Here is a 23,585-nt window from a genome sequence, read left to right on the forward strand (position 1 = left end):
AGGCGGCCTATGTTCTTTCACCACAGCGGGCGTGGGCTGCGCTCCGCTCTGACGCTGGTGCTGTGTGCACTGTTTTTTCTGCTGGCCATGGGACTGACTTTGCTGGCCAGCGGCGTATACCGCGGTGTGGCTTCCTCCTCGGATCAGACCTACATCCAGCGCACCGCCTTGTCCTATCTGGTCAACCAACTGCGTCGCAGTGACGCGGCAGACTGCGTATCCATTACGTCTTTTGACGGTGTGGATGCGCTGCGTCTGGAGGAGGACGGCTATGTCACCCTGCTCTACTGCTACGATGGTCAGCTGCGGGAACTGTATGCGGAAGCTGGTCTGGACTTTGCGCCGGGGGACGGAGTGGCTGTACTGCCTCTGGACAGCATGACGGCATATGCGCAGGATGGCCTGATCCATTTAACCGTGGAATCGGGCGGTGAGCGCTGGTCGGCCTCTGTCGCTCTGCGCTCCGACGGGGGAGAGGAGGCGGCAGCATGAAGCGAACCAATCTCTTTCTGCTGGAGCTGGTGCTGGATTTGGTGCTGTTTACCCTGTGTGCAGTGGTGTGTGTGGCCCTGCTGCTCACCGCCAAGGGCATGAGCCAGGAGAGCCGCCAACTCACCGAGGCCGTCTACATCGCTCAGGATGCCGCTGAGCGCTGGCGTTCCGGCGCCCCCCTCTATGACTGCTACTTTTCCAATGGTCAGCCGGACACCGGGGATCCGTCGGACCCCAGCCGTTCTACCCTGGCCGATTATCAGGTGGAGATCACCTCCACGGAGGACGGCGCCCAGGTGTCCGTCTATTCTCTGTCCCACGGGCTGGAAGCGCGTGAAGAGCCCATCTATACCCTTTCGATCGGAGAGGAGGTGGCCGCACCGTGAATCAGTCTGAATCCCGCCCCGCTCCCATTGGTATCGGGGTCATTTCCATTCTGACGGTGCTGCTGGTGCTGGCTCTGTCCCTGTTTGCTGCGCTGACTCTGGCCTCCGCCCGGGCTGATCTGGCGTTGTCTCAACGCAATGCCGACACGGTACAGGCCTACTATTCTGCCGATGCAGAGGCCGCCCGGCTCTATGCCGCCTTTGCCGACGGCGATGAGGCGGAGCTGGAAACCACCCTTCCCATTACGGAGCAGCAGTACCTGGCCGTGCACTTTGTCCGTCAGGACGACGGTTCCGTCCGTGTCCTGCAGTGGCAAACCGTCAGCGTAGAGCCTGAGATCGATGAACATCTGCCGGTCTGGGACGGCTCCATTCCTCAATCCTAGAAAGAAGGCGTGCGTCATGGTTTTGACCGATATTCTTACACGAGCGGTGGAACAGTCCGCCTCTGATATTTTGCTTATTGCCGGACTGCCGGTGGCTTATAAAGTCCATGGCCTTATTCAGCGGGAGGGGGAACGGCTGCTCCCGGCAGACACTGCCGCGCTGACAGAGGAACTCTACCACCTGGCCGGAGAGCGCAGTTCCGCGAAGCTGCATGAAACGGGAGATGATGATTTCTCCTTTGCTATGCCCGGCCTGTCCCGCTTTCGGGTCAATGCTCTCAAGCAGCGCGGTTCTCTGGGACTTGTAATCCGCGTGGTATCCTTTACGCTCCCCGACCGGACTGCCATGGGCATTCCCGACAATGTGATGCAGTTTGCCCGCTTTACCCGCGGCATGGTCCTTTTCACCGGTCCGGCAGGCAGCGGCAAAACCACCAGTCTGGCGTGTATCGTGGACGCGGTGAATTCCACCCGCAACGCCCATATCATTACCATTGAGGACCCCATTGAGTACCTGCACCACCACAAGCAGAGCGTGGTTACCCAGCGGGAGCTGTCTACGGACACCCTTTCCTATGACGCCGCCCTCCGGGCCTCTCTGCGTGAAGCTCCCGATATCATTCTGCTGGGAGAAATGCGGGATGCGGAGACCATCCGGGCGGCCGTTACCGCCGCTGAGACCGGCCACCTGGTCATCTCCACCCTGCACACCATCGGTGCAGCCAGCACCATTGACCGCATCGTGGACTCCTTCCCGTCCGAACAGCAGGGACAGATCCGCACCCAGCTGGCCATGGTCCTGGAGGGCGTGGTCTCCCAGCAGCTGCTGCCCACCCTCCAGGGTGGACTGGCCCCCGCCTTTGAGGTCATGACGGTCAACAGCGCGGTGCGCAACATGATCCGGGAGTCCAAGGCCCATCAGCTGGACAATGTGATCGCCCAGTCCGCCGCTGAAGGGATGATTACCATGGACCAGAGCATTCTTCGTCTGGTGCAGGCCGGTCGGGTAGCTCCCGAGGAAGCCATGCACTACTGCATCAATACCGACTGGATGCGCCGGCGTCTAGACGCCATTCAATAACAGGAGGGATCGCCGCAATGAGCAATGCATTCAACCACTATTCCGCCGCGCTGCGGGTCTGTGTGGACCAGGTGGAGGACGGGCGTATTTCCGGCCGGGTCTTTAGTCAGCGGCTGACCACCCCCATCACCTTTGCCGACTTCGGCGGCATGCTGCTTCAGGTGGAGGCGGTACTGGATGCGCAGAATTTCCCTCAGGCCTTTCAGCGTACCCGCTCCTTTGCCCCCCGTCAGACCGCTGCTGTACCTGCCGCCGACTGTTTAGAGGACGGTATGTCCCCCGAGGTCGTACAGGCTGCCAAGGGCACAGTGGGTACGTTCCAGCTCTATGTCATTACCCGGCGCAACACCACCTGGCAGGGCTTTGTGGACTGGCTGGACGGCTCTCCCAAGCAGGAGTACAACAGTGTGCTGGAACTGCTCAAGCTGGCAGACGAGCATGTATTTCACCTTGCACAGTAACAAAAAGAGGCGGCCCTGTAGGGCCGCCTCTTTTACTGCTTTAGTCCCGTCTGCGTACCGGGTCGGAGATCTCACTCAGTGCCAGTCCCGCCTCCATGTCCCAGCGCCGGCTTTTGGCCAGGTCTCCCAGAGAGACCATACCCACCACCCGGCCAGCCTCCACTACCGGCAGCCGGCGCACCTGCCGGACGGCCATGAGCCGGGCGGCCTCCCGCACATCGTCCTCCGGAGCCACTGAGGCGCATCCCCGGGTCATGATCTGCCGCACCGGAGTACACTCCGGCGCCTCCTCCGCCGCCACGCAGCGCAGCACGATGTCCCGGTCGGTAACAATCCCCCGCAGAATGCCGTCCCCGCCGCACACCGGCAGCGCTCCCACGTTGTGCCGGGACAACAGCCGGGCCGCCAGGGCCGCCGACTCCTCCGGCGCAATGGAGACCACACTGGGGTTCATCAGCTCACACACCTGCATAAAAAACCGCCTTTCTCCCAAACTTTGCTTTAGTTTGGACGAAAAAGGCGGTTTTATTCTTCCTTCAGCGCCAGGTTGCGGCGCAGCGGTGCCGGCCCTCGCCAGGCAAAGGCCCGGTCGGCGTATTTCTCACGAAAAGTCCGGTTGGTGAGTCCCTCCAGGTCGGCCCCCTCCAGCCGGTCCACCAGGCCGGTGAAAAACTCAGGCAGGGGAGAGGGGGCAGGGGCGGCGTTATAGGGGCAGACCCGCTGGCAGGTGTCGCATCCCCAGATAAGCGGGTGGCTCCGCAGCTGGTCGGTCTGCGCACAGGTCAGCTCCCCCTTTTTCTGGGTCAGCTCGGACAGGCAGCGCTCCACTGCTACTCCGTCCCGCCCCAGCGCCCCGGTAGGGCAGGCCCGGCGGCAGGCCCCGCAGCCTATGCAGGGCGGGGCGGGCTGGGCCGTCGGCAGTTCCAGCGCCGCGCCGGTGAGGATGGTCCCCAGAAAGACATAGCTGCCGTAAGGCGGCAGGATCAGCAGTCCATTCTCCCCCCGCAGCCCTATACCGGACAGCCAGGCCGCCTGCCGCTCCGGCAGGGGAGAGTTATCCGCCGCAGGGAAAAACGACTCCTCAGGGTATTCTTTCCGCAGCAGATCACAAATCGTATCCAACCGCCGGGTGACTACACGGTGATAATCCTCCCCCCGGGCGTAGAGAGACAGGTTCCCCGGCCGGTCTCCGGCGTAATAGGGAAAGGCCGCCGTCAGCACCATACGGGGACGGCGGCACAAGTTTTCCACATCAGAGCGGGCGGCGGTGGATAACCAGGGCAGCAAGCGCTCATAGACCACGCCGCCCCAGGCTGCCGCGCCGGCCGCAGTAAAGGCCCGGTCCAGCTCAGCGTGCGTCATATCGCTCCAGGGTCCGGCGGGCCAGCTGCCCGTCGGGAAGGCAGGGCTCGGGTCCGTTCTTCCGCTTCTGTGCCACTTCACACCCCTTGCCGGCCAGCAGCACCACCGCCGGTCTCCGGGCCTGAAGAATGGCCTGCTCTACCGCTCGCTCCCGGTCGGGTATTACCTCGTAGGATTTGCCGTGGGCGGAGATAAACCGGCCGATGTCGGCGCAGATATCCTCCACCTCTTCGGGTCCGGGGTCGTCCTCCGTGAGGAGGATCCGGTCAGCCAGGGCTCCGGCAGCGTTGCCCATGCCCTCCCGGCGATCGATGCCTTTACCTCCGGTACAGCCGAAGAGCACGGTCAGCTCCCGGCCGGGGTATTCCTCCCGCACCGAGCGCAGGGCATTCTCCAGGCTCATACCGTTGTGGGAGTAGTCTACAATCACTGAGATCTGCCCGTCGGCGCTGGCATAGTGCTCCATGCGGCCGGGAACAAAGGCCTCCACCAGCCCCTGGGCCACATAGTCGGCCGGGATATCATACACCTCGGCCACCGCCGCGGCGGCCAGAGCGTTTTCCACATTGAACAGCCCCGGTGTGGAAATTGCCAGCTCCCGCTCGTACCGGGGGGTGCGCACCCAAAAGACCAGCCGGTCCCCCTGCTTGCGGATGTCCCGGGCATAAACGTCAGCCGACGGATCTTTCCGTGAGAAGGTAAGCACCTTCCCGCAGGCCTGGGCTGCGGCGGCCACCTCCCCGGCGTGGTCGCAGTCCATGGAAATGCAGGCCGCCTGCGCCTGGCGGAAAATAAGCAGTTTGGAGCGCAGATAGTCCTCCAGATCGGGGTGCTCCACGGGAGAAATGTGGTCCTCCCCAATGTTGAGGAACACCGCGCAGGCCAGATCCACCCCAATGACCCGGCCGTACTTGAGGGCCTGGCTGGACACCTCCATGGTGAGATAATCCGCCCCCACCCCGGCGGCGTTGGAGAGATGGCGCTGCAGATCCAGCGGCTCGGGGGTGGTGAGCTTGGCCGGGCGGCGCTCCACCCCGTCATCGGTGACGATGGTGGACAGCAGAGCGCTTTCCCGGTGGTTTTGAGCCGTCAGCCAGGCATCCAGAATGGACTTGATATAGTAGGCCGTGGTGGTTTTGCCTTTGGTACCGGTGATGCCGGTGATCTTCAGTGCTCCGGATGGATGCCCGTAGGCCAGATCGGCCAGCAGGCCCATGGCCCGCCGGATATCGGTGACCGGGATGCAGGGCAGGGGCACATTGGGATAGGGCGTCTGGCTCACATAGGCAAAGGCTCCCTGCTCCATGGCGGAGCGGAGGTACTCTTCCTTAAATTTAGCGCCCTTGCATACAAACAGGGTCTCGGGGATGACCCGGTTGGAGTCGCAGGACACCAGAGCCACCCGTCGGGTCAGGTCGGCGGCCAGAGGTCTCTGGTCGGCAAGCAGCCCCGCACGGATGAGCAGCTGATAATAATCTCCCAGGGAATGTTGGGGCCGATTCATCATAATGGCACACCATCCGTTTTTTCAAAATGTCGTCTCACACCATGCGCAGCCGGTAACCGCAGGCAGTAATGCACCGCTCGGCCAATACGTCCATGGCGTCCAGATAATAATCGGGCAGGCCGTGATAGGTCCGGTACACCGACAGCTCCGTGCAGGCCAGGATGGCCGCATCGCAGCCTGACTGGCGCAGCCAGTGGTCGATGAGGGCAAATTTCTCACGGGAGCCCTTTTCGCCACGCTTGATCTCGTCATAAATGATACTCATCACTACCCGCTGTACCTCAGGGGGCGGGGTCAGACCGATCAGTTCCCGGGCGGCGCACTCGGTCTGGTATACCCCGGTCTGTACTGTGCCGTCGGTGGCCAGGATGCCCACCTTCCGCCGGCCCTGGGCGGCCAGAACAGCCACCGTTTCCCGGGGCATATGGATGAGAGGCACCGTCAGCTCGGCCTGAAGCCGGTCGGCAAAATAGTGCGAGGTATTGCAGGGGATAGCCAGTACGGTGCAGCCCCCGCCCTCCAGCAGCCTGGCATCGGCCAACAGCCGCCGGTAGCACCCCTCCGCGTCCCCGCCCAAAATGGCGGTGGTGCGGTCGGGCATGCTGGTGTCGCTCCAGATCAGCGTGGGCAGGTGTTCCTGGTCGCAGGAGGCCTCTGTCTTGTCCAGAATACGCTGATAAAAGACCTGGGTGGCCTGGGGTCCCATACCGCCCAGAATACCAAGGCGCTGTTCCATTATCTCACCTTTTCCATACAGGAGGCATACCAGCCTACGTAGCGCTGCTGCCCCCGGAGGATGCGCAGCTTGTGGATCAGGCCGTTGTCCTTGGCGTAAAACAGCGGGTTGACCACCGCGCCCGCCTGCTCCAGCGCACGCATCTCCTGGTGGTATTGGGGATTTACATAATCATAGGCCACTTTCTTGGGGATGACCCGCCAGAGGTGGCGGTTCTGGGTGATGGTGAGAGGGCAGTCCTTGCCCTGGATCCGGTCTTCCACCAGATATTTGGCCAGGTTGTAGCCCGCGCCGGTGACATAGTAGTTGCTGCGGCCCTGGCGGCAGTTGATCTCAAAGGCTTTGAACTTACCGTCCCGCTGGTCATACTTGATATCGAAGTTGGAAAATCCGGTGAAGTGGATGGCTTCCAGGAACCCCTTCAGCTTTCCGCACAGCTCAGGCTCGGGCTCGGTGATGATGACGGCGTGGTTGCCGATGGCGTGGCCGGTGTGCTCCTCCAGCAGGACATGGCCCACACACATCAGCCGCACCTTGCCGTCGGCACCGGAGTAGTTGGTCACCACCCGCATGTAGCTGTCATCTCCGGGGATAAAGTCCTGCAGAATCAGGGAGTCCTCATACCCCGCCTCATAGATCTGGTCGATGACGGTGTCCACCTCTTCCCGGGTCTGGAGGACATAAGCCTTCTTCTGCGTGGGAAAGGGGTGTTTCCAATAGGTATCCGACTCGGCGGGTTTGACCACGAAGGGACCGTCGAAGGGGAGGGTAAAGTCGTGGCCCATCCCTTTGTGATACACCACGGTGGCAGGGTGATCAATTCCGTACTGGTCACACAGCTCGTAAAACTTCTCCTTGTGGATCAGTTTTTCCAACATGGACAGCTCCACATAGGGGGCCACCACGTTGGCGGGATAGTTGGGCAGGTTGGCAGAGATGGCGTTGAGGTAATTGTCTCCGCAGCCCAGCACCAGGATCTTCTTGTTGGGATACTCCCGGGCCACCTCGGTGACGTTCTCCAGCACCTTGTCCACCCGGTCGTTATGCTCCCGCACCCGGTAGTCGATGATCTTGCTGCCGGCACAGACGCTGGCCGGATACATGCCGTAAACAATGCTTTTGATGCCATAGGCCTCATGAAAGGCCCGGGCCATGCTGTATGCGTTAATGTCAGAGCCCAGCAGTACGGGCACAAACTCAGTTGTCATAATAACGGTACGCCCCCTGAAAGCTGATTTCATACCAATCCCCGCCCATCGGCCGCACTGCGGCGTGGAAAGCGGCAGCTAGGCGCTCGGCCTGGCTCCGGGTCAGACGCAGTTCCCGGCGCAGCCGCTCGCCGCCGGAAAAACACTCGGAGAGCAGACGGCTGAGCCGCTCGTCCTCCCGCTTAATCTCTATTGTAGTCATATTCCATTCTCCTTAGCCCAAAACAGGCGGCGGGCTCAGCCCGTGGCGCGCTTGACCTGGTAGACCCCCTGGATCTGTCCCAGGCGGTTGATGACCCCGGTCAGCTCGGTCTGGTTTTTGACCTCCAGCACGATGTTCACCGTGGCATATCCGTCCGGCATGGAGCGGGCGGACAGGCTGGTCGTCTTGACCTTGGCCGCGGAGAGCGCCATGGCCACATCCAAAGTCAGCCCATCCCGGTCCTTGGCCGAGATTTCCAGACTGGTCTGATAGCAGGCCATCTCGCCCTCGGCCCAGGAGACCTTGATCCACCGCCCCGCCTCCTCTGGCTTGCGGCGGGCGGGGTCGGCGTTGGGACAGTCGCAGCGGTGGACCGACACACCGAAGCCCCGGGTGATGAAGCCCACCACCGGGTCCCCGGGCACCGGGGTGCAGCACTTGGCAAACTTCACCAGGCAGTTGTCGATGCCCTCCACGATGATGCCCGACTGGTCCCGTTTGCCCACCTTCACCGCCACGGGAGGCGGGTTGTTGGTGGAGGGATAAACCGCCTCGGTAGCGGCAGCCGCCGCAGCCTTTTCTGCGGCCTGCTCCGCGTGGAGCCGATCCAGGCGGGTCATCTCATCCTTGATGCGCACCACCGCCTTTTGGGAGGACATGCCCCCGTAGCCAATGGCGGCGTACAGCTCATCCAGTGTGCCGAAACGCACCTTCTTCAGGATAAACGGCAGCACATCCTCTGCGGTAATGGCCGCCAAAGACAATCCCACGTGCTTAAGCTCCGACTCAAAGGAAGCCCGGCCGGTGGCAATGTTCTCCTCCCGGCGCTCTTTCTTGAACCACTGGCGAATCTTGTTGCGGGCCTCGTTGGATTTGCAGATCTTCATCCAGTCCCGGCTGGGGCCGTGGGCCGACTTGGAGGTGATGACCTCCACGATGTCGCCGTTTTTCAACTGGGTATCAAAGGGTACCATACGCCCGTTGACCTTGGCTCCCGTCATATGGTTACCCACAGCGGAGTGGATGTTGTAGGCAAAATCGATGGGCGTGGCCCCGGCAGGCAGGTTGATAACGTCGCCCCGGGGAGTAAACACGAACACCTCGTCGGAGAACAGATCCACCCGCATGGTGCGGACAAATTCCTCTGCGTCCACATCCTGCTGGCTCTCCAGCAGCTTGCGCACCCATTCAAACGCTTCTTCCGTACCCAGCTTGGCGTTGGCCATGCCCTGCTTATACTTCCAGTGGGCCGCGATGCCGTATTCAGCGGTATGGTGCATATCCCAGGTGCGGATCTGCACCTCAAAGGGAATGCCTTCCCGCCCGATAACCGTGGTGTGCAGCGACTGATAGCCGTTGGGCTTGGGCGTGGAGATATAGTCCTTGAACCGGCCCAGCACAGGGTTGAACAGATCGTGGATCACACCCAGCACATTGTAGCACTCGGGCACATCGTCCACAATGACCCGGAAGGCGTAGAGATCAAAAATCTCGTCCATCGTCTTGTTCTGGGTGTACATCTTGCGGTAGATCGAGTAGATGTGCTTCACCCGGCCGTAGATAGTACAGTGTACACCCTCTTCGTCCAACCGCTCCTGAATGCGCTTCTGGATGCCGGCCAGAAATTCCTCATGAGCAGAGGAACGGGCAGCCAGCTCATCTGCGATCTCCCGATATCCCACCGGATCCAGGTATTGCAGGGAGGTGTCCTCCAGCTCCCACTTGATGCGCTGCATGCCCAACCGATGAGCGATAGGGGCATAGATCTCCATGGTCTCCAGGGCCTTTTCCTTCTGTTTGCGGGCAGACTGGTACTCCATGGTACGCATATTATGCAGCCGGTCGCAGATCTTGATGAGGATCACCCGGATGTCCTTGGCCATCGCCATGAGCATCTTGCGCAGGTTCTCCATCTGTTCCTCTTCTTTGGAGGTATACTGCACCCGCGTCAGCTTGGTAACGCCCTCCACCAGATCCGCCACCGTGGTGCCGAAGAGCTTGGCAATTTCCTCATGGGTGGAGCCGGTATCCTCAATACAGTCGTGAAGCAGCGCGGCAATGATGGAGTCGGTATCCAGCTCCAGCTCTGCCACGATCTCGGCCACCGCCAGCGGGTGGGTAATATAGGGAGAGCCGTCCTTACGCAGCTGACCGGCGTGTGCATTGTCGGCATAGGTAAACGCTTTGAACAGGCGCTGGGTGTCCAGCGCCGGGTTATAGGTTTTGATTTTCTCCTCCAGCGCCTGATAGCGCTCCAGGATGGGGTCCATAGCGGGCACCTCCCGTGAATTCAGTCAGTTTGATCCTTTGGCATCATCATGCCCCGGAGCTTGCGCATAATACAGGATTCCTCCAGATCGACCTTGCCCTCTACCGTCCGCAGGGCGATATGCAAGTGATCGGTGGTGTGTTCCAGGCGGATGAGCCCCCGCTCGTCAAATACCTCCAGACACACCAGCGTACGCATAACGGTCTCCCGTTTCCCCGCAGAACGGGCAATGTTGCGGGCCAGGCGATGGGCAGTCTCTTCCAGTGGAGCAGGCCCGGCGTGGCCCTTCAGATAGCGCCAGAGCACGACAAATTCCTCCCGGCTGGGAAGCAAGGCCTCGGCCTCCCGCCGGGTCAGATCCTCACCACGATGGAACTTTTCATACAGAGCCCGCTCAGCCTGGGCCCTGGTAAGAGCGGGGCGCAGATCACATACCTGCAGCTGTACGGTGCGCCAGCCCCGATATTCGTTGATCTGTGGGGTAAATGCCACATCCACCCGGTCTCCCACGGCCACCTCCGCCTCTGCCGCACTGGCAGAAAAGAAAATGGCATCCAGCATCCTTCCGGCTACATTCAGCTTCAGCTTCAGATGCCGGCCGCCCCCTACCTCGCTCAGGGCGGTGACCACACATCCAGACAGGGAAAACACCGGCTTGGGATTGCCCGAACCATAGGGTTCCAGCAGCTCCAGGCCCTCTACCCCCTCCAGGGTGAGCTCCCCAGGGTCGTCCAGCTCGCTGTCGATGTCCAGCGTCGAGACCATCTCCGCACCGCCGGTACACTCTCGCACATAGTCGTTCATGGCCCGGGCAAAGGCTGGGATGTGCTCAGCGGCAATGGTAAAGCCGGCAGCCAGCTCATGTCCGCCGAAGCCCTCCAGCAGGGGAGCACAGTGCTCCAGCGCGGCAAACAGATTAAACCCCGCGAAGGACCGGCAGGACCCTTTGCCGTGGCCGTCCTGCAGACAGATCATAAACGTGGGGCAGGAATATTTCTCGGCCAGACGTGAGGCTACGATCCCCACCACGCCCTGGTGCCAGTGCTCCCCGGCCAGGACCAGGGCACTGCGCCGCTCAGGGGGCAGGGAATCGGCCATACTCAGGCATTCGGTGTAGATCTCCGCTTCAATGGCCTGCCGTTCCCGGTTGAGTTCGCACAGAGCGCGGGCCAGTTCCTCCCCCCGGACGGGGTCGGAAGTGAGCAGCAGTTCGGCCGCCAGCGGAGCACAGCCCATCCGGCCGGAGGCGTTGATGCGGGGCGCCAGGGTATACCCCACCGCCACCGAAGTCAGTGGTTTTTCATCCAGTCCCGCCTCATGGAGCAGGGCCTTAAGTCCAGGTCGTACCGTGTGCCGCAACGCTTTGAGACCTACACGCACAATGGTCCGGTTTTCTCCCGTCAGGCTCATTACATCGGCCACTGTGCCGATGGCCGCCAGGTCGGCGTACCGGTCCAGAAGCTCATCCCACCGCGCCTGACCTCCCAAGGCCAACGCCAGCTTCAGCGCCACGCCCACTCCCGCCAGGCACTTGAAGGGATAGGGGCAGTCGGCCCGCCTGGGGTCCACCACCGCCACCGCTTCCGGCAGATCGGCCTTGCACTCGTGGTGGTCTGTGATCACCACGTCCACCCCCAAGGTTCCGGCATAGGCCGTCTCCTCTACAGCGGTAATACCGCAGTCCACCGTGACAATGAGACTCACCCCTTGCCGGTGAAGGGTATCCACCGCTTCCCGGTTAAGGCCGTAGCCCTCCTCCATCCGGTCGGGAATGTAGGGGACCACCTGTCCCCCTTCCTTACGCAGAAAATCCGTGAGCAGGCAGGTGGATGTAATACCGTCCACATCATAGTCGCCATAAACGGCGATGGTCTCCCCGCCGTCCAGGGCCCGGCGCACCCGCTCCACCGCCCGGTCCATATCCCGGAGCAGCAGCGGATTGTGGAGCAGCTCCCGCCCCGAGGCCAAAAAGGCCCGGGCCTTTTCCGGTGTATCCAGCCCACGGGCGCACAGGGTAATGGCCGCCAGCGGCGGCACCCCCGCCGCCTCCATGGCCCTTCGGGCTCCGGGATCGCAGGCCGCCCGGTTCCATTGTTTATATTTCATGGGCGTACTCTGCCCTCCCTTGCTCAAAATTACCCTTTATTATACCAAATTTCAGCCCTTGTGACAAGGGCCGGACCGCTTTCGGGCAGTTCCAGATACAGGCCCGTCCGATCAATGGTGGCTTTCAAACCGTCAAAATGGGTCCGCCCCCCGCGGGAGCATGGCTCCTGCGGGGACCCCATACTTTTTCATGTATCACCCGGCAGAAGTGAATTCCGCCGGGCTCCCCGCCACCCGGCGGGGTCTGGAGCGGACCCTCTTTCCCTCAGGCCAGCTCCAGATACAGGCCTGCCAGATCAATGGTGGCTTTCAGCCCGTCAAAATGGGTCCGCTCCATGCCATGGGAGGCATGCACTCCAGGTCCAATGAGGGCGCCCCGGGCATCCATGCCGGTACGCCAGGCCGCCGCCACATCGGAGCCGTAGTGGGGATAGATGTCCACCGCGTAGTTCACCCCGTTGGCACGGGCCAGTTCCACCAGGCGGGTCACCATCTCATAGTCATAGGGGCCGTTGTTGTCCTTGGCACAGATGGACACCTGGTACTCCGTGCAGCTGAGATCCTCGCCGATGCACCCCATATCCACCGCCAGCAGTTCGTCCACCACGGGCAGGGTGGCCCCGCCGTGCCCCACCTCCTCATGGACGGTAAAGCACACCTGGGTGTCATACCGGGGGCGCAGGCCCTGCTGGGCCATCAGGTGGAGCAGGGTAAGCAGGCAGGCGGCGCTGCCCTTGTCATCGATGAAGCGGGACTTCAAAAAGCCGCTGTCGGTGACCACAGTCTTGGGATCGTAACACACAAAGTCCCCGGGGGCGATGCCAAGGGCCTCCACATCCTGCTTATCGTGCACCACCTCGTCGATACGCACGGCCATATTCTTTTCATCCCGGGCCCGGGTCGCGGCGTCATCGTGGACGTGGACAGCAGGGGAGAGGGAGAGAACGGTGCCGGTGTACACCCGACCGTCCCGGGTGTAGATGCGGCAATACTCCCCGTCCAGAGTGGGCAGGATGGGCCCGCCCACCTTGGTGATCATGAGCATGCCATCGGCAGTGATGGAGCGCACCATAAGCCCCAGGGTGTCGATGTGGGCGCACAGGCCAACGGTCTTTCCAGGCTCCCGGCCGGGCACCGACACGATGAGGTTGCCCTTGTTGGTACGCCGGGTGGCATATCCCAGTCCCTGCACGATCCCCTCGGCCGTCTCCACCACCCGGGCAGTAAAACCGCTGGGGCTGTCGGTGGTAAGCAGGGTCCGGGCGGTCTCCATCAAAAAGGGCTTGCAGCCCTGTGTATTCAGCATTTGCATCGTCTCCTCATTTGTAGTAATATAATTCTATCTTATACCAGATCACGGGAGCGATGCAACCATGTCCGAGGAAAAGACCAATGTCATGCGGGTACTGGACCAAAAAAAGGTGCCCTATACTCCCCACCACTATGCACACCCCGATGGGGCAGTGGATGGTGCCAGTGTGGCCGCCCTCATCGGGAAAGATCCGGCGTCCGTGTGCAAGACCCTGGTCACTCAGGGAGCCAGCAAGAAATATTACGTCTTTGTGATCCCGGTACTTCGGGAATTGGACCTGAAGGCCGCCGCCCGGGCGGTGGGGGAAAAGTCCATTGAGATGATCCGCCAGGCCCAGCTGCTCCCCCTCACCGGCTACGTCCACGGAGGCTGCTCCCCGGTGGGAATGAAAAAGCAGTTCCCCACCGTATTTGACCAGAGCGAAGAGACCCTGGACACCATTACGGTAAGCGCCGGCAAGATCGGCGCCCAGGTAGAGGTGGCCCCTGGGGCGCTGTGCGCACTGGTACGGGGACGCTTTGCCCCGGTATGCAAATAACTTTTTTGGGGCAGACGGGAACTTTTTCCCATCCCTGCCGTCTATTCTCCCGACTGATCAAATTGCAAAGGAGAATCCACATGAAGAAACTCGGCACGTTTGCCCTCACCCTGGCCCTGGCGGGTGCCATGACCCTCCCTGCCTGCGCCACGGAGGGCCTGCTCATTTCCGCCAACCCCAACGCCTACTCCACCACCATTACCCTTAACGGCGAGACCTTGAATACCGCCGGCATCCCCGCCTCCTCCGACTCTCTCATCCCCCTGCGCCTGGTGGCGGAGGCCGACCACGGCAGCGCCTATTGGGACCAGGAGAACAATGAGAGCTGGTTCTATTTCGGGGACAACCTCATCACCGTGAAGTTTGCCGACAACAGCATCTGGGTAGGGGAGGAGTCCGTCAAATCCCAGGCCGAAGTGGTCGACGGGGTCACCTTTGTCTCCGCCAGCGTGCTCTCCCTGCTGGACGGGTACACCGTAGAGTGGGCCGATCCCACCACCGACGGCTCTGAGGCCGTGACCATCACCACCCCCAACAATGACCCCATGGTGAAGGCCGCCTATTCCATCATGGACGCGGCCGGCATGGGTTACGGCATGCGCATGGATGGCCAGCAGCTGGCTGAGACCTACCAGATCCCCGCCGATGCCTTTGAGCAGGTGATCGCCTTCTTCCCCATGATCACCAACCCCGACACCCTGATCCTGGGCAAGCTGGCTGAGGGGGCCGATGTGGAGGCCGTCAAGACCGCCGTGGAAGCCTATCGCCAGCAGCAGGAGGACACCTTCTCCTGGTACCTGTCCCAGAACCTGCCCAAGGTGCAGGATGCCCGAGTTGTGGTGGAGGGGGATTGGTTCCTCTTCCTCATCGCCGAAGACGCCGATGCCGGAGAGGCCGCTTTCCACAGCTTTGTGGAGGCCCAGGGCTAAATTTTCTTCTCCTACATGTAAAAAGCCCCCGGGACCGCTCGGTCCCGGGGGTTTTCTATACGTTACCGCTTCAGGATCTCCATAAACTCCTCGCCGGTAATGGTCTCCTTCTCCAGCAAGTACTCCGCCAGTTCCTGGAGCTTACCGGAGTTTTCCCGCAGGATGGACAGGGCCTTCTGGTGGGCGGCCTTTACCGTATCCACCACCTGGCGGTCGATCTCTGCGGCGGTCTCCGCCGAACAGGTCAGAGATGCGTCGCCCCCCAGGTACTGGTTCTGTACCGTCTCCAGGGCCACCATGTCAAACTGGTCTGTCATGCCGTAGCGGGTGATCATGGCCCGGGCCAGTTTGGTGGCCTGTTCAATGTCGTTGGAGGCACCGGTGGTCACATTCTCCGCGCCAAAGACCAGTTCTTCGGCAGCCCGGCCACCGGTGAAGGTCGCGATCTTGTTGGTGAGCTCCGTACGGCTCATCAGCCGTTTCTCCCCCTCGTCCACCTGCATGGTGTAGCCCAGAGCCCCGGAGGTACGGGGCACAATGGTGATCTTGGTCACCGGGGCAGAGTGGGACTGGAGCGCGGCCACCAGGGCATGGCCCACCTCATGATAGGCCACCAGCTTCTTCTCCTGGGGAGAGATGACGGCGTTCTTCCGCTGGGCACCGGCAATGACGGTCTCCACGCTCTCCTCCAGGTCGGCCTGGGTCACCGTCTTACGGCCCTGCCGCACCGCCCGCAGGGCGCCCTCGTTGATGATGTTGGCCAGCTCGGCACCCGAAGCTCCGGCAGTTGCCCGGGCAATGGCGGACCAGTCCACATCGCCGTCGATGTGCACGTCTTTTCCGTGGACCTTCAGGATAGCAATACGGCCTTCCAGATCGGGCAGCTCCACGGGTACCCGCCGGTCAAACCGGCCGGGCCGCATAAGGGCGGGGTCCAGGGACTCCGGCCGGTTGGTGGCTGCCAACAGCACCACGCCCTTGCTGGAATCAAAACCATCCATCTCCGCCAGCAGCTGGTTGAGGGTCTGCTCCCGCTCGTCGTTGCCGCCGTAGCCGCCGGTATCCCGTTTTTTGCCGATGGCGTCGATCTCATCGATAAACACAATGCAGGGGGCCTTTTCTCCCGCCTGCTTGAACAGGTCCCGTACCTTGGCCGCACCCATGCCCACAAACATCTCCACAAACTCCGAGCCGGAGATGGAGAAAAAGGGTACCTTGGCCTCGCCGGCCACGGCCTTGGCCAGCAAGGTCTTGCCGGTACCGGGAGGGCCCACCAGCAATACGCCCTTAGGCAGCTTGGCGCCAATCGAAGCATATTTTTCCGGGTCGTGGAGAAAATCCACTACCTCCATCAGCGATTCCTTGGCCTCATCCTGACCAGCCACATCGGCAAAGGATACGCCGGTGGAGGCCTCTTCCACATAGATTTTGGCATTTGCCTTACCGAAGGTCATGGCGTTGCCCATACCAGGCAAGCCGCCGCCCATTTTCTTGGCCATCCAGCGGGAGAGCAGTTCGCCGATCAGAATGAAGATGAAGATGGGCACGATCCAACTCACCAGGAAGGAGAGAATCGGGTTGGCCTGGGTGGGAATCTCAGCGGTAAAGACGATCTCCTCATGACTGCTGAGCTGCTCCAGCAGCCGTTGACCGTCATCAGGCCAGACACCGGTTTTGTAATAGCCCTGCTTTCCATTCTCGTCCCGGGCAATAAAGACGATCTCCCGGTCGGTCTCATCCAGGGCCACCTGTTCCACCTGTCCGCCGTCCACCATGGTCAAAAACTGGCTGTAGGGCACCTCCAGCACCTGCCGCTCCAACATGGAAGGGAACAGGAATACATTGAGGAGCATCAGCACAATGAGTGCCAGCATGTAATAAAAGATCAGCGGTTTTTTAGGCGGTGAGGACTTGACCTCGTTGTTCTTGACCTCTTTCATGGTTGACCTCCCTGTCTGTTCGCAATTATTTTTTATGCGAAGTAATCATAGATGCTCCTGTGTCCAAAGTCAATGCGTCCACCCCGGGATTTACACATTATTCACAATAAAAGGCCCTTATCCGGTTGGATAAGGGCCTTTTGTTCAATATTTGTTCACAGTTCCGGCGATCAGTGGAGTAGGGATCAGCCACATGACCAAAAAAATCAGCAAATTGGCCGCCGAGAGAGAGGCATAGGCACCCACAAAGGTGAGGTAAAAGGCCAGCAGTAACCCGGCCACCGCTCCCAGGCTGGCCAGCACAGCGGACAGACGCACCGCCCGGCGCAGCCGGGTAGCACCTACCACTGCTTCGGCATAGGGCGCCACACCCTCCCGGCAGAGGACGGCGGTAAGGATATCGCTGTGTTCCTGTTCCTGACCGGAGAGCTCCATACGCCGCTCCACCGGCGGGAACTCCATCTTGTCCACCGGCAGTTTGAAACGCTGCCGGAGCATGGCGGGGATGAGATTGAAATCCCGGGTCGCCATCACCGGGACGATACGGTTGCGGATCAGGCTGTTCAGCGAGGGCTCCAACGTACCATGGAGGGTGTAGTTGAGGGCAAAAATACCGGCCAGTTCGCCGTCAATGGCACAGAACACGGCGTTTTTCACATTGAGTCCTTGAGGGAGGGTGACCTCCATCAGATGCATAAAGGCCGCTGAACCCACCAGCACCTGCTGGTCCCGGATGACGGCAGACAGTCCGCCTTCATAGCAGCAGAAATCGCTGCTGCGCCGGTATACGCACCCCTGAGAACGGAGCAGGTCATGGAAAATCTTTTCCAGGCCGCTGCCCGAGTCCCGAATCAGGGTGGCGGTATTGGATACCACCTTATCCACCGGAAAATCCCCGAATACCTTAATTCCGTTGAGGGAGACACAGCCTGGGGGAAAGAAATCGGTGTCATTGAGCAGGATGCCGCTGCCCCCTGTGGCAGTGACTCCATCCCACCCGGCAATGGCCGAGCCCAGCTGGCTCAGCCGGCGTGTCAGACTCAGCCAGGGCAGGCCATAACACAGCGCTCCGGACAAGCTGGTACAGGCGGTCAGCATCGCCGACAGGCACCAGAGCAGTCGTTCCGGCGCCTGGCAGCCCACGGAGGCAACAATGCTCAGCAGCAGGCAGGCCACAAACAGCAGCGGACAGATACGGAAAAAGATCCGCTCGGCTCCATCCGTGGCCTGCATCTGCCGGCCAAAGCCCGCCGGCGTACCCGACCACTTGCAGTAGGTATCCCAGCCGTTCCATTTTCCCTCATCCAGCGTGACCAGATAGGGCTCCGACGCAGAGGCCGCCGTACGGCAGGCCAATCGCTGGCCACGCCGCTTGCGCCCGGTGCCCAGCATCAGCAGAAAGATCCCCAGCACCGCCGCCGCGCAGTAGGGCATCTGGCCGTCCCTGGGATCCAGGCGGTACATCGTCAGCGCGTCGGCCAGAGTCGCCGCACAGGCAAAAACCAGCAGGGTATCCATCCCCATCTCCAGCCGCAGCAACCGGAACAATCCCCGGAACAGTACGTCCAGCCCCAGCAGCATAGCCGCACCCTGTATCCCTGCCAGGGCCAGCACCTGCAGCTGAGGGGTCAGCTGGGGCGGGTAGGGGAAGAGGTCCAGCGTCAAATAGAGCGCCGGCAAAAACAGCAGAAATACCAGCGTGGTGCGCAGACGGAGGGACTTGAGTCCTTTCCCGTACCGTTTGGCCAGATCGGCCGGCGGCAGATCGGGGGCCGGCGGCGGCTGGCGGCGGCGCTTGCGCTCCCGCCGATCGGCCGGCGGCTCCTCCTCGTCGGTTCCCGGGATAAATTCCTCGGCACGGCGAACGTCCTCGTCGTTCTCCCGCCCCTCTTCCTCAAACATCTGCCCGGCATAGTCGTCTGCCCGGCGGATCAGTCGGTTGAGCTTTTCCGCCAGCGGATTGTCGGTAGCCGGTCCCTCTTCTCCCGGGAACTCCACCACCTTGTCCTCGTCCACCGGCTGCGGTTCTGGCTCCGGCTCCCGCTGCTGCTCCGGCTCCGGTTCCGGCTCCCGCTGGGGCGGTGCCGGCGCGGGCTGCCCGCCGGGGAAGGATACGACCTTCCCCGGTCGGGTCCCGGTGGAGCGTTTTCCCTCCCGGGGCACCACCGGGAAGGGAATCGTATCTTCCTTCCACGACTTTTTGGCCGTGCCGCCGCCGAATTCCGCCAGGATCTCCTCCAGGGAGAAGCTCTCCTCTTCGGACGTAGGCTTATTCAGTTCGTCGTCCCGGTCCTTTGCCATGATCTTCTCACCTGTCAGCGCGTATCTTATCTCACCCCAGCCGCTGGCGCACCGCCTCGTAGAGGAGGATGGCTGCCGCTGCGGAGGCGTTGAGGGAATTGAGTTTCCCCTTCATGGGGATACGGACCTTGAAATCGCAGGTCTCAGCCACAAGCCGTCCCATACCATTGCCTTCACTGCCGATGACAATGGCAGCAGGGCCCTTCAGGTCCGCATCATACAGCAGCCGGTCTCCATCGGCCGCAGTACCAAACACCCACACGCCCTCGTCCTTCAGCTGCTTGAGCAGGGCAGGCAGGTTGGCCACCCGGGCTACCGGCACATGGCTCACCGCTCCTGCTGAGGTCTTGGCCACCACCGCCGTCAGACCGGCTGAACGCCGCTTGGGAATAATCACGCCGTGGGCCCCGGCGCACTCAGCGGTACGGATCACCGCGCCCAGGTTATGGGGATCGCTGAGCTCATCACACACCACGATCAGAGGCGGCTCTCCCTTCTCCCGGGCGGCGTCCAGAATATCCTCCACGCTGGCATACTCCCGCACAGCAGCCAGGGCAATGACTCCCTGGTGGGCGTGCGTGCGGCTCATGTTGTCCAGCTTGCGCCGGTCACACTCTACCACTACAACGCCGGCCGAGCGCGCGGTAGAGGCGATATGCCCCAGGGCGGCGTCCGTCTCGCCCCGGGCGAGGTAGATTTTGTCAATGGGCGTGCCTGCCCGCAGGGCCTCGGTTACGGCATTGCGGCCCTCGATGATGCCGTCGGCCTCCGCATCGGGGGCCGGTCTGCGTTGCTTCATGCTCTGTCCTGCCTTTCACATTCGTGCTTTTCAGTATACCACAAGATGAAGCTGGGAAAAAGCCAAATCTGTGGTTTTTTCCGCAAAAAGAAGGCCCTGCCCGGGCTTGGCTTTTCATAGAAAGTTTACAGGTTTCGCCAGTCCTTTCCTTGTTTTTTCCCCCTCCTTGTGCTATAACTACTATATTGCTGTGACTTTTGAATGTTTCGCACCAAGGAGGAACTTTTCTTGAATTCAGATAACCAGAACAACCGCGGCCGTGGCGGGGGCAACAACAAACGCAATATCACCGCCATGATCTCCATCGTCCTTTGGGCGCTGATCCTTGTGATTTTGTTTAACTACGCCACTTCCATGGCCCAACGGGCCAATTCGGTGGAGATCACCTACGGCCAGTTCCGGCAGCTGGTCGAGGAGGACAAGGTAGAGTCCGTGGTGATGGACAGCAGCAAATACACCATCACCCTGAAGGACGGTGCTACCCTGGACAGCGAGAGCACCACCCAGTCTCAGACCACCGCCGAGCCCCAGGCTTCCGCTCCCCAGAGCACGCTGGGGCTGCCTCCTCTGGAGGATCTCAACGGGGAGCAGGCCGTGACCTATTACTGCGCGCCCCTCACCTCAGATATCCCCCAGCTTATTACCCTGCTGGAAGAGCATGGGGTCACCCAGTACGGTCCCAAGTATCAGGAACAGCTCAATCCCATCATCTCCCTGCTCATCACCTGGGTTCTGCCCATGGTCATCATGGTGGTACTCTTCTCCTTCCTGTTCCGCGGCATGGCGGGCAAGATGGGGGGCGGCCTGGGCAACCTGGGTAAGTCCAACGCCAAGGTCTATGTGGAGAAAAAGACCGGCGTAACCTTTAAAGATGTGGCCGGTCAGGATGAAGCCAAGGAGTCCCTGGTGGAGATCATTGACTTCCTCCACAATCCCCAGAAATACACGGAAATCGGCGCAAAGCTTCCCAAGGGCGCGCTGCTGGTGGGCCCGCCCGGCACCGGTAAGACTCTGTTGGCCAAGGCCGTGGCCGGTGAAGCTAACGTGCCCTTCTTCTCCATCTCCGGCTCTGACTTTGTGGAGATGTTTGTAGGCATGGGCGCGGCCCGTGTCCGTGACCTGTTTAAGGAAGCCAATAAGATGGCCCCCTGTATCGTATTCATCGACGAGATCGACACCATCGGCAAATCCCGTGACAACCGCATGGGCGGCAACGATGAGCGTGAGCAGACCCTCAACCAGCTGCTGGCCGAAATGGACGGCTTTGACCCCACCAAGGGCGTCATCCTGCTGGCCGCCACCAACCGGCCTGAGGTACTGGACCAGGCTCTGCTGCGGCCCGGCCGGTTTGACCGGCGCATCATCGTGGACCGGCCCAATCTGGCCGGCCGTTTGGCCACCCTGCAGGTGCATACCCGCAACATCCGCCTGGCGGAGGACGTGGACCTGAAAAAAATCGCCATCGCCACTGCCGGCACCGTGGGCGCGGACCTGGCCAACCTGGTCAACGAGGCCGCCCTGCGCGCTGTCCGCATGGGCCGCAAGGCAGTCAATCAGGAGGACCTGCTGGTCTCCTTCGAGCTGGTCATCGCCGGCTCGGAGAAGAAGGGCAGCGTACTCACCGAGTTTGAGAAAAAGCTGGTGGCCTACCATGAGGTGGGCCACGCCATGGTGGCCTACAAGCAGAAAAACACCGAGCCGGTGCAGAAGATCACCATTGTTCCTCACACCCAGGGCTCTCTGGGCTACACCCTGCTGATGCCCGAGGAGGACAAGACCGACCTGCGCACCAAGGACGAGCTGCTGGCCAAGATCTGCGTGTCCATGGGCGGTCGTGCCGCGGAGGAAGTAGTGCTGAACACCATGACCAACGGCGCAGCTCAGGACATCCAGGACGCCACCAGCGTGGCCCGGAGCATGGTGGTGCTCTACGGCATGAGCGACCAGTTCGGCATGATGGCCCTGGCCTCCCGCCGCAACCAGTACCTGGAGGGCGGCTACGGTATGGACTGCGCCCAGGACACCGCCGCCGCTGTGGATGAGGCGGTGAAGCAGCTGCTCACCCAGTGCTATGAGAAGGCCGTGGAGGTCATCCGGGAAAACCGGGACGACATGGACAAAGTGGTGGCCTACCTGTTGGAGAAGGAAACCATCACCGGCGCCGAGATGGTGGCCATCCTGGAAGGGCGGGACCCCAATCAGGTGGACCCCTATCAGTATGTAGACACCCACGAGACTCCCGCCGCCCCGGAGCAGCCTTCTGCCGGTCCTGTCTCTCTGGACAAGGCCCCCGCGGAGCCCCCCGCTTCGGAGGAACCCCCAAAGGAATAAATGCAAAAGGAGCGCCGCCCAGTGGGCGGCGCTCCTTTTTGTTTTTCCCTTATCGGCTGACCGGCGGCCGGCCGGGGCGGTTCATTCCCCATCCAAACAGCACAGCCCCTATGCCGCAGCACAGCGTCCCCAGCAGCATAGCATGCGCCACCCCTTGATCGGCCAGCGCACCGAAGGCGGGATAGAGGCACAGACCGCCCAGATCCAGCAGCATGGCATTGCAGGAGAGCTGGGCCGCCCGCCCCATCGGAGCGGCCCGCTCATTCTGGATGGACTGGGAAAGGGGAAGGAGCAGGCTCTGTATGCCCCGCAGCAGGACAACCCCCGCCGCAGCGGGCAGTGGGGATGGAACCGCCGCCAGCAGCAGGCAGGCCCCGCTTCCGGCCGCCATCAGAGTCATTCCGCCCCGGCGGGTACCCAGGCGTTTGGTAAACCGGTGGGACAACCCAGCCGTCAGGCCGGCCAGTGTGACGGCCGCCTGGAGCAGTCCGAACCACCCCTGGGGAATCCCAGCCCGCAGAAACTGCTCCTGCCCCAGAAAGACGGTAATCATCTGAGCCGTCTCCTGCACCAGGCAGAAAGCCAGCAACAGGGGGGCCACCGACCATGTACCCCGCAGGGCCTCCTTCAGGCTCAGCCGCTGCCGGGCCTCGGCCTCATGCCTTCTTTCCGGCTCACGCAGCCCCAGGGTCAGCAGCGCAGCGGCAGCGTAGGTGCCCACTGTGAGCAGGGCAGCCAGGCGGTAGCGCCCCCCCATCAGCGGCCAGGCCAGAGCGGCCAGGAGCAACCCAGCGGTCTCCACCGCTTGCCAGTGGGAAAATGCTCTGCGATGGTCTCCTTCACCGCAGCAGGCGTAGAGGTAGGCGGAGTCGCATCCGGACAGGCCGGAACCGGCCACGGCCAGCAATACCCGCTCAGCCAGAAAGTCTTCGAAACAATCTGCCCTCCAGAACACCACCTTGGAGACAGCCAGCACAAAGGCACATATCACAAGGGTCCTCCGGTGCCCCAACCGGTCGGCCAGCACGCCCCACGGCAGTTCCAGTGCCAGCATAAGCACCATGGAGAGGCTTTCAATCAGCCCGATCTGAAACAGGTCCAGTCCTGCGGCCTGACGGTAGAGGGTGGCCACCGGGCTATAGAACACCATTCCCTGTAAAAAGTAGACCGTAAATAGCAGCCGAATGCTGCGCCGGTCAGATTTCATCTCTGATTCCTCCCAAAAAATGACATGGCAAA

At 61.6% G+C, this 23,585-nt stretch carries 21 protein-coding genes; 8 read left to right on the forward strand and 13 right to left on the reverse strand.

Going from position 1 to position 23,585, the window contains the following annotated elements; all coding sequences use genetic code 11:
* Window positions 1-9 precede the first annotated feature (9 nt).
* The 5 genes from WMO45_RS08065 to WMO45_RS08085 are packed head-to-tail and all read left to right on the forward strand — an operon-like array spanning window position 10 to window position 2,806.
* Window positions 10-492, forward strand: coding sequence for a DUF4860 domain-containing protein (locus WMO45_RS08065; RefSeq protein WP_349140123.1), 483 nt, complete (start codon window positions 10-12; stop codon window positions 490-492).
* Window positions 489-878, forward strand: a complete 390-nt coding sequence (locus tag WMO45_RS08070) for a hypothetical protein (protein ID WP_349140124.1) — start codon at window positions 489-491, stop codon at window positions 876-878. The genes WMO45_RS08065 and WMO45_RS08070 overlap by 4 nt, the downstream gene beginning before the upstream one ends.
* The gene (locus WMO45_RS08075) at window positions 875-1,264 is read left to right on the forward strand and encodes a hypothetical protein (protein WP_349140125.1); all 390 of its coding nucleotides are present in this window, start codon (window positions 875-877) and stop codon (window positions 1,262-1,264) included. The genes WMO45_RS08070 and WMO45_RS08075 overlap by 4 nt, the downstream gene beginning before the upstream one ends.
* A 16-nt stretch (window positions 1,265-1,280) precedes the next feature.
* Window positions 1,281-2,345: a type IV pilus twitching motility protein PilT gene (locus tag WMO45_RS08080; RefSeq protein WP_349140126.1), complete on the forward strand. Its 1,065-nt coding sequence runs from the start codon at window positions 1,281-1,283 to the stop codon at window positions 2,343-2,345.
* 17 nt (window positions 2,346-2,362) lie between these two features.
* Window positions 2,363-2,806 carry a hypothetical protein gene (locus tag WMO45_RS08085; RefSeq protein ID WP_349140127.1) on the forward strand — a complete coding sequence of 148 codons (444 nt, stop codon included), beginning with the start codon at window positions 2,363-2,365 and terminating at the stop codon, window positions 2,804-2,806.
* Window positions 2,807-2,846: 40 nt separating this feature from the next.
* On the opposite strand, the gene WMO45_RS08090 is transcribed toward WMO45_RS08085, so the two are convergent.
* The 9 genes from WMO45_RS08090 to WMO45_RS08130 all read right to left on the reverse strand — a co-directional run bounded on the left by WMO45_RS08090 (window position 2,847) and on the right by WMO45_RS08130 (window position 13,502).
* A complete protein-coding gene (locus WMO45_RS08090; protein ID WP_349140129.1) occupies window positions 2,847-3,278 on the reverse strand; it encodes a CBS domain-containing protein in 432 nt (143 codons plus the stop codon).
* A gap of 53 nt (window positions 3,279-3,331) precedes the next feature.
* On the reverse strand, window positions 3,332-4,168 hold the full coding sequence (locus WMO45_RS08095) for an epoxyqueuosine reductase (protein ID WP_349140130.1): 837 nt from the start codon (window positions 4,166-4,168) through the stop codon (window positions 3,332-3,334).
* Window positions 4,155-5,675 (reverse strand): Mur ligase family protein, encoded by a 1,521-nt coding sequence (locus tag WMO45_RS08100; protein ID WP_349140132.1) that lies wholly within the window; start codon window positions 5,673-5,675, stop codon window positions 4,155-4,157. Before WMO45_RS08100 ends, WMO45_RS08095 begins: the two co-directional genes overlap by 14 nt.
* Before the next feature lie 34 nt (window positions 5,676-5,709).
* Entirely contained in the window at window positions 5,710-6,411 is a 702-nt protein-coding gene (cuyB, locus tag WMO45_RS08105) for a cysteate racemase (RefSeq protein WP_349140133.1), read from the reverse strand.
* On the reverse strand, window positions 6,411-7,619 hold the full coding sequence (locus tag WMO45_RS08110) for a carboxylate--amine ligase (RefSeq protein WP_349140134.1): 1,209 nt from the start codon (window positions 7,617-7,619) through the stop codon (window positions 6,411-6,413). The genes cuyB and WMO45_RS08110 overlap by 1 nt, the downstream gene beginning before the upstream one ends.
* Window positions 7,609-7,821, reverse strand: a complete 213-nt coding sequence (locus tag WMO45_RS08115; RefSeq protein ID WP_349140135.1) for a hypothetical protein — start codon at window positions 7,819-7,821, stop codon at window positions 7,609-7,611. The genes WMO45_RS08110 and WMO45_RS08115 overlap by 11 nt, the downstream gene beginning before the upstream one ends.
* Window positions 7,822-7,856: 35 nt before the next feature.
* Window positions 7,857-10,091 (reverse strand): RelA/SpoT family protein, encoded by a 2,235-nt coding sequence (locus WMO45_RS08120; RefSeq protein ID WP_349140137.1) that lies wholly within the window; start codon window positions 10,089-10,091, stop codon window positions 7,857-7,859.
* 20 nt (window positions 10,092-10,111) lie between these two features.
* Entirely contained in the window at window positions 10,112-12,196 is a 2,085-nt protein-coding gene (recJ, locus tag WMO45_RS08125; RefSeq protein WP_349140138.1) for a single-stranded-DNA-specific exonuclease RecJ, read from the reverse strand.
* 265 nt (window positions 12,197-12,461) lie between these two features.
* Window positions 12,462-13,502, reverse strand: coding sequence for a M42 family metallopeptidase (locus tag WMO45_RS08130; RefSeq protein WP_349140139.1), 1,041 nt, complete (start codon window positions 13,500-13,502; stop codon window positions 12,462-12,464).
* Between the two features lie 67 nt (window positions 13,503-13,569).
* Here WMO45_RS08130 and ybaK point away from each other — a divergent pair, with 67 nt between their 5' ends.
* Together ybaK and WMO45_RS08140 are read left to right on the forward strand one after the other, a co-directional pair.
* Entirely contained in the window at window positions 13,570-14,046 is a 477-nt protein-coding gene (gene ybaK, locus WMO45_RS08135; protein ID WP_349140140.1) for a Cys-tRNA(Pro) deacylase, read from the forward strand.
* Window positions 14,047-14,126: 80 nt separating this feature from the next.
* On the forward strand, window positions 14,127-14,975 hold the full coding sequence (locus WMO45_RS08140) for a DUF4358 domain-containing protein (RefSeq protein ID WP_349140142.1): 849 nt from the start codon (window positions 14,127-14,129) through the stop codon (window positions 14,973-14,975).
* A 62-nt stretch (window positions 14,976-15,037) separates the two neighbouring features.
* On the opposite strand, the gene ftsH (WMO45_RS08145) is transcribed toward WMO45_RS08140, so the two are convergent.
* The 3 genes from ftsH (WMO45_RS08145) to rlmB all read right to left on the reverse strand — a co-directional run bounded on the left by ftsH (WMO45_RS08145) (window position 15,038) and on the right by rlmB (window position 20,015).
* Window positions 15,038-16,915 carry an ATP-dependent zinc metalloprotease FtsH gene (gene ftsH, locus WMO45_RS08145; protein ID WP_349140143.1) on the reverse strand — a complete coding sequence of 626 codons (1,878 nt, stop codon included), beginning with the start codon at window positions 16,913-16,915 and terminating at the stop codon, window positions 15,038-15,040.
* 144 nt (window positions 16,916-17,059) lie between these two features.
* Window positions 17,060-19,216, reverse strand: coding sequence for a hypothetical protein (locus WMO45_RS08150; RefSeq protein ID WP_349140144.1), 2,157 nt, complete (start codon window positions 19,214-19,216; stop codon window positions 17,060-17,062).
* A gap of 31 nt (window positions 19,217-19,247) precedes the next feature.
* Window positions 19,248-20,015, reverse strand: coding sequence for a 23S rRNA (guanosine(2251)-2'-O)-methyltransferase RlmB (rlmB, locus tag WMO45_RS08155; RefSeq protein WP_349140145.1), 768 nt, complete (start codon window positions 20,013-20,015; stop codon window positions 19,248-19,250).
* A 201-nt stretch (window positions 20,016-20,216) separates the two neighbouring features.
* On the opposite strand from rlmB, the gene ftsH (WMO45_RS08160) reads away from it, so the two are divergent.
* Entirely contained in the window at window positions 20,217-22,346 is a 2,130-nt protein-coding gene (ftsH, locus tag WMO45_RS08160; RefSeq protein WP_349140146.1) for an ATP-dependent zinc metalloprotease FtsH, read from the forward strand.
* 49 nt (window positions 22,347-22,395) lie between these two features.
* Here ftsH (WMO45_RS08160) and WMO45_RS08165 read toward each other — a convergent pair whose 3' ends face one another.
* On the reverse strand, window positions 22,396-23,553 hold the full coding sequence (locus tag WMO45_RS08165; protein WP_349140147.1) for an MFS transporter: 1,158 nt from the start codon (window positions 23,551-23,553) through the stop codon (window positions 22,396-22,398).
* Window positions 23,554-23,585: the final 32 nt, after the last annotated feature.

This window comes from Flavonifractor hominis (assembly GCF_040095835.1).
In the GTDB taxonomy this organism is placed as follows: Bacteria; Bacillota; Clostridia; order Oscillospirales; family Oscillospiraceae; genus Flavonifractor; species Flavonifractor hominis.